Origin of the sequence: Natronorubrum daqingense, assembly GCF_001971705.1 — an archaeon.
Taxonomy (GTDB): Archaea; Halobacteriota; Halobacteria; order Halobacteriales; family Natrialbaceae; genus Natronorubrum; species Natronorubrum daqingense.
On record NZ_CP019327.1, the window covers coordinates 1 to 15,416 of the forward strand.

Genomic DNA, 15,416 nt, shown 5'->3' on the forward strand with positions numbered 1-15,416 from the left:
TCGAGGCCAAGTGCCGCTAAATCGGCCCGTGTACTATTATAGGTCGACACCCAACCGATTGCTAACAGATGACTTCCGGGATATCCGTACTGTGCGTCGACGACGACCCGGACATCCGAGCACTGACGACGACGGCGCTCGAGCGAACGGGTGAGGAGTTCACCGTCGTCACGGCAGGCTGTGGTCGCGACGCACTCTCCCGACTCACGGAGCGTGACCGGATCGATTGCGTCGTCAGTGATTACGACATGCCGGGTATGGACGGCCTGGAGTTACTCGACGCCGTCCGCGATCGCGATCCCGAACTCCCGTTTATTCTGTTCACCGGGAAGGGGTCAGAAGAGATCGCCAGCGACGCGATTTCGGCCGGCGTCACGGACTACCTACAGAAGGGGTCGGGGATGGACCAGTACACGGTTCTCACGAATCGGATCGAAAATGCCGTCGATCGACACCGAACGAGTCGCGCACAGCGCCGGAGTGAACGCGAACTCGAGCGCTACCGGACGCTCGTGGAATCGAATACCGATCCGATGTACGTGCTTGATTCTAACGGGATCTGTACGGTCGCGAACGAGGCGTTTTGTCGACTGGTGGAAACCGACCGTGAGGCCGTCGTCGGTACCCACATTTCTGACCTCATCTCTCGAGACGGACTCGAGCGTGGTGCAAAGACAGTTCGACAGTTGCGACAGGGGAATAGCACGTCCACTCGATACGAAGTCAGTCTCGGTCGAGACGACAACCGCTGGGTCGGCGAAGCGAACCTCGCGATGGTAACCGACGAGGACGGCAATATGACCGGATCGACCGCCGTTATCCGGGATATTACGGAGAGAAAACGCCGAGAACGTGAGCTGACGCAGTACGAGGAGGTCGTCGAACTCGCGCCGATTTCGCTGTTTATCCTCGGACCCGACGCGACGATCGAGTGGTTCAACGACGAGTTTGCCGAGGCGTTCGCAGAGGACGCGGACGAACTCCACGGCATGCGGTTTCCGGAACTCGTCGATCGAGGGTACTACGACGATCACGTCATCGAGAAGTACAACGATCAGGTTCGGGAGTTGCTCTCATCGTCGACCGACCTTCAGCGCGCGGAGTACCACATTCGCTTCCAGGCACCGGACGGCGAAGAACGGATTCACGACGTGCACACGAAACTCCTCCCGCTCGAGGACGGCTCGTTCGCCGGGACGATTCACGCGATCCGTGACATTACCAAACGCCGACGCTACGAACGCGAACTCGAGCACCAGAACGATCGACTCGAGGAATTCGCCGGCGTCGTCAGCCACGACTTGCGAAATCCGTTGAACGTCGCCCAGGGAAACCTCGAACTCCACGCGGACGAGTGTCCGGTCGAGACCGACACCAAGATGGGGTCGGTCGAGCAAATCCGCCACTCGCTGGACCGAATGGACGACCTGATCGAGGAACTCCTCTCGCTCGCTCGCCACGGACAGCGCGTCGGCGAACTCGGGCCGGTCGACCTCCCGCGACTCGTTCAGCAGTCCTGGAACGCTGTCGATACCACCGGTGCCACACTCGCGTGTTCGGTCGACGCCACGATCAGCGCCGACGAAGGCCGCGTCCGTGCACTCCTCGAGAACTTGTTTCGGAACGCCGTCGAACACGGGAGTGCGGGCTCTGACCTGGAATCTGGACGGGAGGAGGGGCACATCGGCACGGACGTGACCGTGACTGTCGATTTGCTCGAGAACGACGGCTCGACGAGTGGGTTTTACGTCGCTGACGACGGCACCGGGTTCGAGACGGATCCCGAGAAACTCTTCGAATTCGGCCACACGACGACGAGCGACGGGACGGGCCTCGGACTGGCGATCGTCGACGGAATCGCCGCTGCTCACGGCTGGACGGCGAGTGCCCGCGAGAGTCGGAGCGGCGGCGCTCGATTCGAGATCAGCGGCGTCAGGGTACTCGAGGAGTAACTCTCCGCCGGAAGGAACCGAAACGGCTCACGAGTGTCAATGCTGGGAATCAGTTACCATAGACACGTTCGTTTTCTGTCGTTCCCAGAAGATGGAAATACCCCGCACGCGAACGTTCGATTACATGCTGTTGGTCCTCTGTGTCGACCTCGACGACGACCTCGGGCGAAAAACCGGGTTTTCGACCCCGGTTATCGGCCGCGACCCCGTCGAGGAGGCAGCCGTCGCACTCGCGACTGCAGACCCGGAGGACTCCGACGTCAACGTCATCTTCCAGGGATTGCACATCTACGACGACCTCTCCGACCGTGACGAGAGCGTCGAAGTCGCCGTCGTCACCGGCAACGACGAGGGCGACGTGAAAGCGAATCGCGAGGTCGGCGACGAGGTCGATACTGTCCTCGCGAGCGTCTCGACTGCCGAGGACGTCACCGCGCTCGTCGTCACTGACGGCGCACAGGACGAATCCGTCATCCCTATCATCCGATCGCGGGTTCCCATCGACGGCGTCCGCCGCGTCGTCGTTCGTCAGGCACAGAACCTCGAGTCGATGTACTACACGATCAAGCAGGTACTCGACGACCCCGAGACGCGCGGAACGGTATTGATCCCGCTCGGAATCCTGTTACTCATCTACCCGCTCGCGCTGATCGGTTCCGCGCTGGATATGCCCGGATTCGTCCTCGGGACGACGTCGGCGCTACTCGGACTGTACCTCATCTCTCGAGGGCTCGGACTCGGAGAGCGACTCGACGACACCGTCGAGCGAACGCGCCGCCTGCTCTATGCCGGGCGCACCACGTTGCTCGCCTACGTCGTCGCTGCCGCCTTGTTCGTCCTCGGTGCGGTCAGCGGCCTCGATACCTTAGACGGCGTTCAAGAAACCACGCCCGGTCGAGTGGGTGCCCCGGTCATGCTCGCGGCGTTCGTCTACGGCTCGATTCAGTGGTTCGCCGCCGCAGCGCTCACGACCAGTCTCGGACAGATCACCGACGAGTACATCGCGGGCCGCTTCGAGTGGCGTTACCTCAACGCGCCCTTCTACGTCATTTCGATCGCCTTCGTCTTGCACGCCGTTAGCGCGTACTTCCTCGACGTCGTCGAGATGAGCTATCTCGCGATGGCGTTGACCGCCGGCACGCTCCTCGGTATCGTGAGTACGCTCGCGTTCGCCGTCCTCGAGTCCCGATTCTCGGAGTCGAGCGACCCAGAACAAGACGTCGAGGAGGGGACGCGGGATTTCGACGGAGCGTAAGATCGCCCGCTCCGCTCGGCCTGCCCTCGTCGTTTCTGGGGCTACCGCTCGCGTTCGACGACGAACCGCGCCAGTTCGAGGAGGTACTCTCTGGCCGTCGGGTCGACCACCTCGACGCGCTCGAGGGCCTCGATGGCACGATCCGACTCCTGTCTGGCCCGACTGTTCGCTTCCTCGGGTGTAAGGTCGGTCACCTGTACGACCGACGGCCGCTCGAGGGCGGCGTCGTGGCCGGTCGGCTTGCCGAGGTCGTCCGGGTCCGCGATCGCGTCGAGGACGTCGTCTCGGATCTGAAACGCGATGCCGACCCGTTCGGCGTACTCGCCGAGCGCTTCGACGGTAACCGGATCCGAGTCGGCGGCGATCGCGCCGAGTTCGGCGGCGGCACGAAAGAGTGCCCCCGTCTTCCGCCGGGCGAGTGTCATGTACTCCGCTTCGCTTTCGGGTTCGGCTGCCAACTCCGTTGCTTCGCCGACGCCGAGTTCGACCATCGCCTCGGTGACCACCTGCATCGCGTTCGGATCCGCAGAGAAGAGCGCGAAGGCCTCGCCGAGCAATCCGTCACTCGAGACGATCGCCGGCCCGTAGCCGAACTCGGCCCACGCGCTGGTGGTCCCGCGACGCAACTCGGAACGATCGATGATGTCGTCGATGACGAGCGACGCACTGTGGACGAGTTCGATGCCGACGCCGAAATCGACTGCGTCTGTCGTCGTTCCGCCGACCGTTTCGCAGGCCAACACTGTTACCATCGGCCGGACGCGTTTCCCACCTGAGAGTGCCGTGTGGCGAACTTCCTCCTGTAGCGCGTCCGGCTCGAGGCCGTCGACTACCTCGACGAGGCGCTCCTCGATCAGCGCCCGACGACGCTCCAGACGTTCCATTGCCAGCGCTTAGGACGGGGGTAAAAAGTAGGTGACGGATCAGGACCCATCGAGCATACTGACACTCTTAGAGCAGGTCGGCTCTCACTCCTGGGGCATTCGAAGCGTGAGGAGCGTGATGAGCCCGACAATCGCCGCCATAAGGAAATACCCTTCGTCGAAGTACCCCCGTTCTGCGATCCAGCCGAAGACGACCGGGCCGGTCGCGCCGAGCATCGACGCGCTCGAGCGGATGAGGCCGAGTCCGGTGCCCTGGACCTCGGGTGGGATCGTTTCGGTGAGGTACGACTGAGTGATCGCACCGGAACCGAGCATCGTGCTCATCAGGACCGTCACGCCCACGATCGGCCAGAATCCCTCGACGGAGGGAAGCAGGGCGAACCCGATCGCAGCGCCGCCGAGTACGAGCGGCAGCGACGCGCGAATCCCGATCCTGTCGTAGGCCGTCCCGGCCAGGGGTTTGATCACGACGCCGACGGCGAAAAACAGCCCGAACAGGCCGCCGGCGACCGTCGGCGAGACCCCCTTCTCGACGGTCAAGTACGTCGGATAGAACGCCGAGAACGTCTGCCAGACGAAGAGGAAGACGAACATTACGACACCCGTGAAGAGAATCGTCGGATTGCGGAAGGTTTCCCTGATGGCACCCCAATCCGTGTCCGCATCGTCCTCGCTCGAGTCGGTCGGCGAGTCGCTCGTCGGCAGCGTCAGCCAGATAATGACGGCGGCGAGTCCCAATATCGGGAGGACGTATCCGAGTCCGGCCTGCCAGGCAACCCAGACGGCGAGCACGCTCGCAATCGGCGGCAACACGGTCTGTCCGATATCGCCGGCGGCCATCGTTACGCCTAGTGCGCTTCCGATTCGATCCGGGTAGAGATCGGAGAGGGCGGTCATTCGCGCAATCGGATACTGCGAGAGCCCGAATCCGACGAATCCCGTCGCTAGAAACAACACCGTCGCCGTCGGGGCGAGGAGCACGAGTCCGAGACCCACGATTACGACCGAGACGCTGATCGTCAGAATCCGGCGCTCGCCGTAGCGATCCGCGAGAATTCCACCCGGCACCTGACCGATGGCGTAGCAGAGCCAGATGATCGTGACGAGCAATCCGGCGGTCGTCAGCGTGAGCCCGAAATCTTCGCTGAAATACGGCAACAAAACGGGGTAGATCATCCGCGTCCCGTTGAGCAAGCCCCACCCGAGAGCGATCGCCAGGAGCGTTTTCCCGGTGCCGCCCGCCCACAACCCACGGATTTCTCGACGAACCGCCGTTCGATAGCTCATCGGATCCAGTACGTCGCCCAAACGGCCGACGGGTAGAAACCCTCTCGAGAAGCGGACAGTCCTGCCGACGTCCTCGAGTCACCAGCTTCTTGTCGGAAGCTCAGCCGATCGTTCCGCTCGGGTCGCTTGGGACGCTCACGCAAGAAATCTCGACCAAAAAAGGCCGCTCGCTCCTGTGGTCGCTCGCGGTAGCCTCGATTACCCGCCGAACTCTTCGGTCAGTGCCGGCACGACGTCGAAGAGGTCGTCGTGGATCGCGTAGTCCGCGATGTCCATAATCGGCGCGTTCGGGTCCGTGTTGATCGCGACGATCGTATCGGAGCCCTTCATCCCGGCGACGTGCTGGACCGCACCCGAAATACCGATCGCGATGTAGACGTCCGGCGTGACGACCTTTCCGGACTGACCGACCTGGCGGTTTTTGGGCAGCCAGCCGTTGTCGACGATCGGGCGCGACGAGGAGACCGTCGCGTCCAGCGCTTCGGCGAGTTCCTCGATGATCGGGATGTTATCTTCTTCTTCGATCCCCCGGCCGACGCTGACGAGCACCTCGGCCTCGCTGATATCGACGTCGCCGCCGGCGACTTCCTCGAAGCCGGTGACGGTCGAGCCGATCGCGCTCTCGTCGATCTCGACGTCGGCGGCTTCGATCGCGGCGTCGCCGGTTCCTTCGGCGACGGGCCACTCGGCGCTGCGGATCGTGACGACCGACTCGCCCTCGAGTTCGTTCGTCGTCTCGACTTTGCCGCCGTACATCTCGCGGGTGGCGATCAGCGTGTCGCCGTCGGTCTCGAGGCCGATCGTGTCGGTCACGATCGGAAGATCGAGTTGGTTGGCGACGGCGGGGGCGTAGTCGAGGCCGTTGACGCTGTTCGGGATGAGGACGTACTGCGGGGCGAGGTCGTCGTAGAGTTGGGTGACGGCCTGCGTGTAGACGTCGTGGTTGAACTCCTCACCGTGGGACACGGTGTGGATGGCGTCGACGCCCTCGCGGTTGAGGTTCTCGGCGAAGTCGTCGACGGCGCCGCTGATTGCGGCGAGGTGGAGGTCGCCGCCGGTCTCGTTCGCGAGTTCGCGGCCGGCGGTGATAATCTCGTAGCTGACGTCGCGGAGTTCGCCGCGGCGGTGGTCGGTGATGGCGAGAATGTCCGTCATGGTGCCACCCCCTTGTCGCGAAGGAGTTCACCTAACTCGCCGGCGGTCTCGTCGGCGCTGCCGTCCCAGACAGTCACGTCGCTCTCGCTCTCCGGTTCGTACATGTCCGTGAGGGTAAGCTGGGATTCGGTCGCGCTCTCGTCGAGTCCGAGGTCGCCGAGGCTCTGGACGTCGAGTTCCTTGCGCTGGGCCTGGCGGATGCCACGCAGGCTGGCGTAGCGTGGCTCGTTGATCCCCGTCTGGATCGTCAAGACGGCCGGAAGCTCGATGTCGGTAAGTTCCTCGACGCCACCCTCGAGTTCGCGTCGGACGGAGGCGACATCGTCGAGGTCGTGCTCGAGATGGTTGACGACGGCACCCCACTGTGCGCCGATTTCTTCGGCGAGGGAGACGCCGGTTGCCCCGAAGCTGTCGTCGCCGGCTTGGACGCCGGTCAACACGAGGTCGGGGTCTTCTGCGTCGACGACGGCGCTGAGAATCTCCGTCTTCGCGTTGACATCGAGGAGGTCGACGTCCTCGAGGGAGTCGTCCCAGATGCGGACGGCGCGGTCGGCACCTTTCGCGAGCGCCTGCCGGATGGTCTGTTCGCTGTCTTCGGGACCGATCGTGACAGTGACGACTTCGTCAGCGATGCCAGCTTCTTGGAGCTGGACGGCTTCTTCGACGGCGTAGTCGTCCCATTCGTTGAGATCGGCACCGAGGTACTGGTCAGCAATCTCGGTGTCTTTGATCTCGAACTCGTCTTCGACGGTCGCGACTTCTTTGACCGTAACGAGGATTTTCATCATTGATCAATGCAACGTCCGTACCGTAAATCTTTTCGAAACGCTCCTTCGGATGGCTCCGGTTCATTTAGCGATTGTAACTGAAGCAAACTCGTTGGATTACACTCACGAACGGTGTGAGACAAAGGTCTTCCAGCGTTTCCTTCCAGCACGTCTCGAGGCGGGCGTCGGTCGATCTCCGAGACGGAAACGGTTTAACGCCACCGCTGGTAGTACGCTGTATGGCAGACTGTCCACTCGCCGACGACTGTCCGAGTTACTCCGAGCGGATCTCGGGTATGGGGTGTCAACACTACGGCGACCGAGGTGGCAAGGAGTGGTGCCAACACTACAGCCAGCCGATCGACGACCTCAAAACCCAACCCGTCAAGCAGGGCCAGGAGGTCGTCATCGACGTCGTCGATATGCACGAAAGCGGGGCCGGCGTCGGTCGAACCGACGACGGCTTCATCGTCATGGTCGACGGAGTTCTGCCGGAAGCCCGCGCTCGCGTCGAGATCACGCGAGTCCACAGCAACCACGCCCGTGCGGAGGAACTCGAGTTGCTCCCGATGGACGGCGAGGAGTCGGCCGACGGTGACGGCGACGACGGCGAAGGCGCCGCTGCCGACGGTGAGGAGGACGAATCCGAGGACGCCGTGTCGAGGGCGACCGACCGTGAGCGACTCGGTAGTCGCGAGAACTTCTGGGGATCGTAAGGCCGCTCTCGATACTGTGGACAGTCTTCGAGCGACGCGCTTTTCCCGACACGTTCGGATTTACCGACTGATTCGTTCGACACGCTATCGTGGCAAACTGCCCCGCGTTGGTGGCCGTTGTCACAACAGTTTTCCCACCGCTCATGTGATATGGTCCCATGGATCGAATTTCACTCTCGAATTCGGCGTTCGAAGGCGACAACAACGCCTACCTGTTAGCGGACGGTGAGGAAGTCGTGCTAATCGATACGGGCGACTGGATGGAGACGACGCGCGAGCAACTCGAGGCCGCGTTCGCCGACCGAGGACTCTCGTTTGCCAACGTCGATCGAATCTTTCTCACGCACTGGCACGGCGATCACACCGGGCTCGCAGGGCAGATTCAGGCCGAGAGCGACGCGGCGGTGTACGCACACGAAGCCGACGCATCGCTCATCGAGGGCGACGAAGGTGCGTGGCAGGAGCTGCACGACCTCCAAAAGCGGTACTTCGACCAGTGGGGGATGCCCGAGGCCAAACAGGAGGTCCTCCTCGAGCGGATGGTCTCCGGCGACGAATCGAACGACGCGCCGACCGTGACGACGTTCGAAGACGGCGACCGCTTCGCCCTCGAGGGGTACGAACACGACCTCGAGGTCGTCCACGCCTCCGGACACGCCGCGGGGCTGTCGATGTTCGAGACGACGGTCGACGGCCGCCGCGAGGTCGTCTCGGGCGACGCGCTATTGCCCGTCTACACGCCGAACGTCGGGGGTGCTGACGTTCGCGTCGACAATCCGCTCGAGAAGTACCTCCGGGCCCTACAGGGCATCGTCGACGCGGAGTACGACCGCGCGTGGCCGGGCCACCGCGATCCGATCGACGACCCGGCGGGACGGGCCCAGTACATCATCGACCACCACGAGGAGCGCGCCTGGCGAGTTCTCGACGCGCTCGATCGAAAGGGCCCTTGCGACACCTGGACCGTCAGCGACGACCTCTTCGGCGAACTCGAGAGCATCCACATTCTCCACGGACCGGGCGAGTCCCACGCCCACCTCGAGCACTTGGAGCGAGCCGGCACCGTCGTCCGGGAAGGCGACGAGTATCGGCTGGCGGATGGCGTCGCCGACGAACTCGCCGACAGCGAGGACGAGCGCTGGGAACTGGCGTACTGACTCCCGGCGAGTGAATCGGGGAAGCTTTGACCTTGCTACCGGCTAACTGTATCGTATGAGCGGACGCGAATTCGGACTCGAGAGTCGTCGGCAACTCGAGCGGCCGTGGTGGTCGCCGTGATCGACGAGGTAGCGGCGCTACTCGACGACATCGGGTTCGACGCCGAGACGAGCGTGCTGACCGAACGACAGGCGCAGGTGCTCGCGTTACGCGAACGCGACGAATCACAGGCCGACATCGCGGACGCCCTCGGGACCTCTCGGGCGAACGTCTCCTCGATCGAGTCGAGCGCTCGCGAGAACCTCGAGAAGGCCCACGAGACGGTCGAATTCGCGGAGGCGCTGCGCGCACCAGTTCGCGTTAGCGTCCCCGAGGGAACCGATCTGTACGACGTACCACAGCTCGTCTACGATGCGTGTGACGACCAGGGCGTCAAGGTCGGCCACACCGCCCCGGATCTGATGAAGGTGGTCAGCGACGCCGCGGGCTCGGCAGTCTCGGGCCGGGAAGTGGCAGCCTCGTTGCTCGTCGGCGTCACGGCTGACGGAACAGTCCGTGTCCGACGACAGGAGTAGTTTTTCGGTCGATTCAGGTCGTTTAACGGCCGTTTGGCAGCCGTTCGGCGAACGTCCGGCGACCGTTCGACTCGCTCGAAAAGGACCGCCAGAGCAAAACGCGACCGTCGCGTAGCTGGCGACGATGGGGACTGACCTGCCAGCAGCGCTCGCCGAGTCGTGGCACCCGATCGGAACGAAGACCGGCGAATCGAGCGTGCTCGTCGCGTCGATTCACGCCGAAACGACTGTCTACGGACCAACTGAACCTGCGGACGGAATCGAGTCGCTCGAGTTACTCGACATTCCGCCTCGCTCGCTCTTCACGGTCGATCTCTCGATTTCGCCGTCGCTTTCAGCCGTCGGCGTCTCGCCGGAGTCGGTCTTTTCGAAAGCGGCACCGAAGGCGAAATCACAGTTCGTCGAGACGCTCGAGGACGAGGGGCTGGTCGTCGAGGAGACGCGAAACACTCTCGAGTTCGAGGCGACGAACGGCGCTGCCGGTGCCTGGTACGTGCTCGATGCCGGCTACCCGGTTCCCCTCGACGGTGACGACCGATCGACCACCCTCGGCGTCGAGGCCCACGTCGCCGTCTGGCCACTCGAGGAGACGTTCGGGATGGCCGGTGGCATCGTGCCGCTCGAGGCGAACGAGCACGACGCGGGCTCGAGTAAACCCGAACAGAAACTCGAAATCGCTCCGGGTCGTGACCGTGAGACGATCGCAAAGTTGATTCGCACCGTGGATCCGTGAACGTTTGTCGATGCGGCAGCCTTCCGTTGACGAAATCACGTGTTGTTTCGTTCCAGTGTGTACTCCAAAATCATGTAACTGATTACGTCCTCGCTGAACTCAGCACCTCGTGACCACGAGAGGAATGTTAACACTATCGCTAATGGGAGCAATACGAGCAACGTCCCGGTCGATGCTGCAGCCTCAGCAAGATCGAACGATATCAACACGAGCAGTGCAGTATACGCCATTATCAGGACGATTCCACAGACTGTGAATCCACGCATAGCGAGAAAGAGTGCCTGAAGACGGATGGAACGGCTTCGAGACGTCGTCTCGAGTTTCGCGAGAACGAGTCGGTAGATGCTTTCCCAGTCGTTGTAGCTCGCGTCGAGGTCGAATTCCGCCCGGACAGACTCGACAAACTGAATGTCTGTCGGTTTTACGTCTGACGCCTCGCCATCTTTGGTGCCTTCAGTAACTCTTCGCATTCGTTCGATGAAGTCGTCTTCGCTCGAGTGAATAGTTCCACCCAATGCTTGCGTCATCAACCCGAGCGTGTACGCGAACACGATGAAGACGATTGAGCCACCGACGGTCACTTCGGTCAAGATAATTTCTGCTCCGCTGTACGGGATGAGGAGACTGAGCAATAGAAATGCTCCAGGAAGAAAACTAGCAAGGATATCGTAGAGATTGAAGTGGGATAACGATTCTTCTGTTTGCAAGGGTTTTGGTCAAATAATCTACCTAAATATTTAAAATAATTGGTTGATAGCGGCTGGGTCGTCTACGAATTGATTCGCTTGACAACGCGTTCGAATTCAGATGGGTCGACGCGATATTGCCCTGCTTCGTTCGTGACCACTCCATCTTGCTCGAGCGATCGTAAGGAGGGATATGCCGCGCCGAGTTCGAGTTCGGCTTTCCGTGCAATCTCCACTGGATTCAGACGATCGTCGGTCGACAATCCGAGTGAACTCTGTGCCAACTCTCCCAACAGAACGACCAATACTTTCTCTGGCGGCGAAAGGTCGGCGAAGGACGTCTGATAACGGAACTGGCCGTCACTGCTGAGACGGAGATACGGCGAGAGGATACGACTGAGTCGTTCCGGATCGACAGGCTCCTGGGGAATCACTAACTCGTCCAGTCGCTCTGTACTCATATTGGTCACTATTCCTTCTGCTGTTATAAAAGTATACGATATTCGAGATAACCTTCCGAATCGGCGACTGTCACTACGAGATGATCAATACTATTAGAAGTCCAACGCCCAAACTAACGTTCATGCAAACCCACATCGTTCCGGTCGGCTTCGACTACGACCGGCTGATCGCGCCCCTCGTGCGCGATCAGATCGACGTCGACAGCGTCATTTTACTCGAGGGAGCCGTCGGCAGCGAGGCCAACGTCGAGTACTCCCGGCACCTCTCGGAGAAACTCGAGACGGACTTTCGGAACCTCCTCGGCGCGAGTACGGACCGGTTCGTCCTGGAAGACGTCTACGACTACGACGCGGCGTTCGAGCAGGCCTACGACCTGATCACGGCGGAACTCGACCGCGGGAACGAGGTCTGGGTTAACGTCGCCGCGATGCCCCGAACCGTCAGTTTCGCGTTCGCGAACGCCGCTCACTCGCTGATGGTCGAACGACAAGAGGATCGCGAAGGCATCCACACCTACTATACGGCCCCCGAGAAGTACCTCGAGACCGAACTCGCCGAAGAGCTTCGCGAGCAGATCACCCTGCTCGAGGACTTCGACGCTGAGTCGGAGTCGGTCGACGGCGACCGGATCGACTCCCGTCTCGAGAGCGCTCGCGACCTTCTCTCGGAGTTCGACGAACGCGGGACGACGATCGGTGCCAAGGAAATCGACGGCCGCCACATCGTCGAGTTGCCCGTCGCCTCGTTTTCGAACGTCAAGCCGTTCGAGGAACTCATCCTCTACAAACTCGGCGAGGACGGCGAGTTTGACTCTGTCTCTGAACTCGCCGAGGCCTTAGCTCGCGAACTCAACGAGGAGTACACCGACAGCTTCCGTTCGAAGGTCATCTACAACGTCGATCGACTCGGGCCGGGCGGCAAAGGCTACATCGAACGCGAAGAACGCGGCAAATCCTACCGCACCAGACTCTCTCGCATCGGCGAACTGTGGGTTCGCGCCCACTCCGGTGACGACTCGAGTTGACCTCGGTGACGACCCAGGTTAGTTCCGATACCGACCGAGTCGCTCGTGAACTCGCTCGCGGAGCACGAGCAAACACGGCAGGACGGTCAGGCAGGCGATGAAGGCGAAGACGATGCTCAGTCCCGTCACCAGCCCGAAGCGTTGCAACGGCGGGGAGAGCGCCAACGCGAGGACCCCGAACCCGGCCGCCGTCGTCGCCGCGCTGCCGAGTAACGCCCCGCCGGTTCCCGTAATCGTCGCGGTGAGCGCGGCCTCGAGTGACTCCCGTTCGTCTCGTTCCGCGACGAAGCGCTCGCTGACGTGGATGCTGTAGTCGACGCCCAATCCGATCGCGAGACTCGTGATGACCGCCGTTTCGCTGTTGAACGGCACGTCGAGCAGCGCCATCGTTCCGAGCAGCCACGCCAATGCGGCGACGACCGGTGCGATCGTCACCGCACCGAGGGAAGGGGCACGGTGGCGATACCAGTAGAGCCCCGTCAGGAAGACGAGGATGACGACCAGCGTCACCGCGAACGCCTGCACGAGCGTCTCGAGGAGCGCGTCCTGCACGACAGCCGTCGTCACCGGTCCGCCCGTCGCGACGGCCGAGACGGGTGCGGTATCCTCGATTTCGTCAGCCACGTCACGCGTGTCGTCGTCGACGTCCTGTGCGGAGGCGTCGCCCTGTACGTTCACGAGGAGCCGCGCGGATTCGTACTCGGTGTCGCCGCCACTCTCCCCGTCGTCGACGTTGTTTCCACCGTCGCCGTCCCCGCCGTCGACGTCGCCACCGTCCCCGTCGACCCGGTGGAGCACGTCCGCCGCTCGGTCGGCGTCGGCGTCGAACAACACGTCGTAGAAGCCAGCGACGTCCTCGTTTGGGAGCCCGTCGCCGGTCGTATCGCGTTCCTCGAGTTCGCTCGCGACGGTTTCGTTGTCACTTGCGATTTCGTCGATCACCGACGGTGGGCCGTCGATTGCGGCTTCGCCGTCAGGCCGGAGGACGATGGTTCCGTCGTCGGCTTCGGTACTGTCGCCGCTCAACACGCCATCGTCGGTAGTGGTGGCATCGGCCATCGCCGTCAGTGCCGCCGGATCGGTGACGTTCTCGGTCACCAGTATCTGTGTCTGCCCGCCCTCGCCGCGGTCGGCGAAGTTGTCGCCGAGGTAGGCGGCGTCGTCGCTGATCGTGTACGTATCGGGTGCGAGCGGTCCCGGCATGGCCTTCGCCCACTCCGGAGCGTCCTCGGGGAGGAAATCCGCCTCGTTGAACTCCGTGTCGATCGTCGTCGCCCCGTAGGCACCACCCGTCGCGAGGAGGAACGCGACGAACACGATTCCGAGCGGAACCCGTCGGGGCACCGCGGCAACCCGGGAGAGAATCCGGTTTCCGGCCCCCGAACTCGATCCGAACGGGCGCTTCGCGCGGTTTCGATCGAATCGACCCTCGAGCACGCCGTCGACCTCGACTTTTAGCGCCGGCACGAGAATCGCGAAGGCGACGAACGTGGCGAGGATCCCACCCGCACTCAAGATTGCGAAGTCCTGAATGGCCGGCAGCGGACTCACGACGTTCGAGAGGAAGCCGACGCTGGTCGACACCGTTGCGGCGGCGAGCGCGAGGACGACACCCGCGAGACCCACGCGCATCCCCGTTCTCGAGTCGTCTCCACCATCCTCGAGCATCCCCGCTCTCGCCTCACGATAGCGCATGACGACGTGCAACGCGTAGTCGATGCTCAGCCCGATGAGCAGGAAGGGGACGGCGATCAGCAGTTGACTCGAGGGGATCTCGAGCCAGCCCATGATCCCGGCGAGCCAGGCCATGACGACACCGATGCCAAACAGCCCGATGAGCACGTCGACGACGTCGCGGTAGGTAATCGCGAGGACGCCGAGGACGAGCACGATCGCGACGGGCGTGATGATTGCGAAGCTGTCGCCGACGGCGCTCGAGGACGCTTCGTCGGTGACGCCGTCGCCGAAGACGAACGCGTCGTCGAAGCGCTCGTCGACGAGGCCGTCGATCTCGACCTGCGCGTCGGCGACGGTGTCGGATTCGTCGTCCGGCCCCGCCTCGTCGTCCTGAAAGAGGAGAACGAGTCGCGACTCAGATTCGGTCTCGCCCGGTTCGTAGCCGGTAGGAAGGAACTCGTAGGGATCGTCGCCTTCGCCACCCTGTTCGGGCCCCTGCGCGTCTCCCTCGTCGTCTCCAGCCTCGTCGGGGTCGAGCACGTCGGCGAGCAAGTCCTCGACGTCCGCATCAGAGCGAGAATCGAGCGCGTCGATCTGTTCCTCGAGGGTCGGCTGACTGGTATCGGGCGCGCCGTTCGCCTCCTCGGCTCGGTCCTCGAAGACGGCTCCCGTCGCGACGAGATTCTCGAGGCCGACGAACCCTTGCTCGTCGAGCGTTTCGTTCAGCTCCTCGTCGTCGCGGACGTCCTGTTGTAACTCGAGGCCATCGAGGAGTGAATCGCGCGTGAGGACGTCGCCGCCCTCGTCGCGAACGACGATCTGGGTGACGACGGCGTCGTCCGTCTCGTAGGTCGCCTCGATTTCCTCGAGTGCCTCGGTCTCTTCGGAGTCCGTCTCGAAGTCGCCGATCTCGCCGTCCTCGCTCTCGCCGATCGCTGCGCCGGCGGCGACGACGGCCGTCAGGAGCAAGACGAGGACGACGACGAGTCGGCTGTGGGAAACGAGCGCGTTCGCGTACCGTGGCGCGAGACCGCCGCTCACGGTTCGCCTCCCGTTTTCGCCATCGTCTCCTCTCGCTCCGTCAC

General features: G+C 62.7%; 14 protein-coding genes. 7 read left to right on the forward strand and 7 right to left on the reverse strand.

Annotated features, from left to right (window positions below; translation table 11 throughout):
• Positions 1-68 precede the first annotated feature (68 nt).
• Together BB347_RS00005 and BB347_RS00010 are read left to right on the forward strand one after the other, a co-directional pair.
• Complete coding sequence (locus BB347_RS00005) at positions 69-1,952, forward strand: PAS domain S-box protein (protein ID WP_076579729.1); 1,884 nt, start codon at positions 69-71, stop codon at positions 1,950-1,952.
• A 124-nt stretch (positions 1,953-2,076) separates the two neighbouring features.
• Positions 2,077-3,207 (forward strand): DUF373 family protein, encoded by a 1,131-nt coding sequence (locus BB347_RS00010; protein WP_076580220.1) that lies wholly within the window; start codon positions 2,077-2,079, stop codon positions 3,205-3,207.
• A gap of 41 nt (positions 3,208-3,248) precedes the next feature.
• On the opposite strand, the gene BB347_RS00015 is transcribed toward BB347_RS00010, so the two are convergent.
• The 4 genes from BB347_RS00015 to BB347_RS00030 all read right to left on the reverse strand — a co-directional run bounded on the left by BB347_RS00015 (position 3,249) and on the right by BB347_RS00030 (position 7,318).
• Positions 3,249-4,091, reverse strand: coding sequence for a polyprenyl synthetase family protein (locus BB347_RS00015; RefSeq protein ID WP_076579727.1), 843 nt, complete (start codon positions 4,089-4,091; stop codon positions 3,249-3,251).
• Positions 4,092-4,175: 84 nt separating this feature from the next.
• Positions 4,176-5,378 carry an MFS transporter gene (locus BB347_RS00020; RefSeq protein ID WP_076580218.1) on the reverse strand — a complete coding sequence of 401 codons (1,203 nt, stop codon included), beginning with the start codon at positions 5,376-5,378 and terminating at the stop codon, positions 4,176-4,178.
• Positions 5,379-5,576: 198 nt separating this feature from the next.
• Positions 5,577-6,533, reverse strand: a complete 957-nt coding sequence (locus BB347_RS00025) for an electron transfer flavoprotein subunit alpha/FixB family protein (protein ID WP_076579725.1) — start codon at positions 6,531-6,533, stop codon at positions 5,577-5,579.
• Positions 6,530-7,318 carry an electron transfer flavoprotein subunit beta/FixA family protein gene (locus tag BB347_RS00030; RefSeq protein ID WP_076580216.1) on the reverse strand — a complete coding sequence of 263 codons (789 nt, stop codon included), beginning with the start codon at positions 7,316-7,318 and terminating at the stop codon, positions 6,530-6,532. The genes BB347_RS00025 and BB347_RS00030 overlap by 4 nt, the downstream gene beginning before the upstream one ends.
• A 221-nt stretch (positions 7,319-7,539) precedes the next feature.
• On the opposite strand from BB347_RS00030, the gene BB347_RS00035 reads away from it, so the two are divergent.
• The 4 genes from BB347_RS00035 to BB347_RS00050 all read left to right on the forward strand — a co-directional run bounded on the left by BB347_RS00035 (position 7,540) and on the right by BB347_RS00050 (position 10,482).
• Positions 7,540-8,016 (forward strand): TRAM domain-containing protein, encoded by a 477-nt coding sequence (locus BB347_RS00035; protein ID WP_076579723.1) that lies wholly within the window; start codon positions 7,540-7,542, stop codon positions 8,014-8,016.
• 158 nt (positions 8,017-8,174) lie between these two features.
• Complete coding sequence (locus BB347_RS00040) at positions 8,175-9,173, forward strand: MBL fold metallo-hydrolase (RefSeq protein ID WP_076579722.1); 999 nt, start codon at positions 8,175-8,177, stop codon at positions 9,171-9,173.
• 108 nt (positions 9,174-9,281) lie between these two features.
• Positions 9,282-9,749, forward strand: coding sequence for a Tfx family DNA-binding protein (locus BB347_RS00045; protein WP_257787626.1), 468 nt, complete (start codon positions 9,282-9,284; stop codon positions 9,747-9,749).
• A gap of 124 nt (positions 9,750-9,873) precedes the next feature.
• The gene (locus BB347_RS00050) at positions 9,874-10,482 is read left to right on the forward strand and encodes a hypothetical protein (protein WP_076579720.1); all 609 of its coding nucleotides are present in this window, start codon (positions 9,874-9,876) and stop codon (positions 10,480-10,482) included.
• Between the two features lie 35 nt (positions 10,483-10,517).
• On the opposite strand, the gene BB347_RS00055 is transcribed toward BB347_RS00050, so the two are convergent.
• A complete protein-coding gene (locus tag BB347_RS00055; protein ID WP_139326969.1) occupies positions 10,518-11,189 on the reverse strand; it encodes a hypothetical protein in 672 nt (223 codons plus the stop codon).
• Between the two features lie 62 nt (positions 11,190-11,251).
• On the reverse strand, positions 11,252-11,629 hold the full coding sequence (locus tag BB347_RS00060) for a hypothetical protein (protein ID WP_076579716.1): 378 nt from the start codon (positions 11,627-11,629) through the stop codon (positions 11,252-11,254).
• A gap of 122 nt (positions 11,630-11,751) precedes the next feature.
• Between BB347_RS00060 and BB347_RS00065 the strand changes: the two genes are divergently transcribed.
• Positions 11,752-12,654 (forward strand): HFX_2341 family transcriptional regulator, encoded by a 903-nt coding sequence (locus BB347_RS00065; protein WP_076579714.1) that lies wholly within the window; start codon positions 11,752-11,754, stop codon positions 12,652-12,654.
• 18 nt (positions 12,655-12,672) lie between these two features.
• Here the strand turns inward: BB347_RS00065 and BB347_RS00070 are convergent, their stop codons facing one another.
• The gene (locus BB347_RS00070) at positions 12,673-15,372 is read right to left on the reverse strand and encodes an efflux RND transporter permease subunit (protein WP_076580212.1); all 2,700 of its coding nucleotides are present in this window, start codon (positions 15,370-15,372) and stop codon (positions 12,673-12,675) included.
• Between the last annotated feature and the right edge of the window lie 44 nt (positions 15,373-15,416).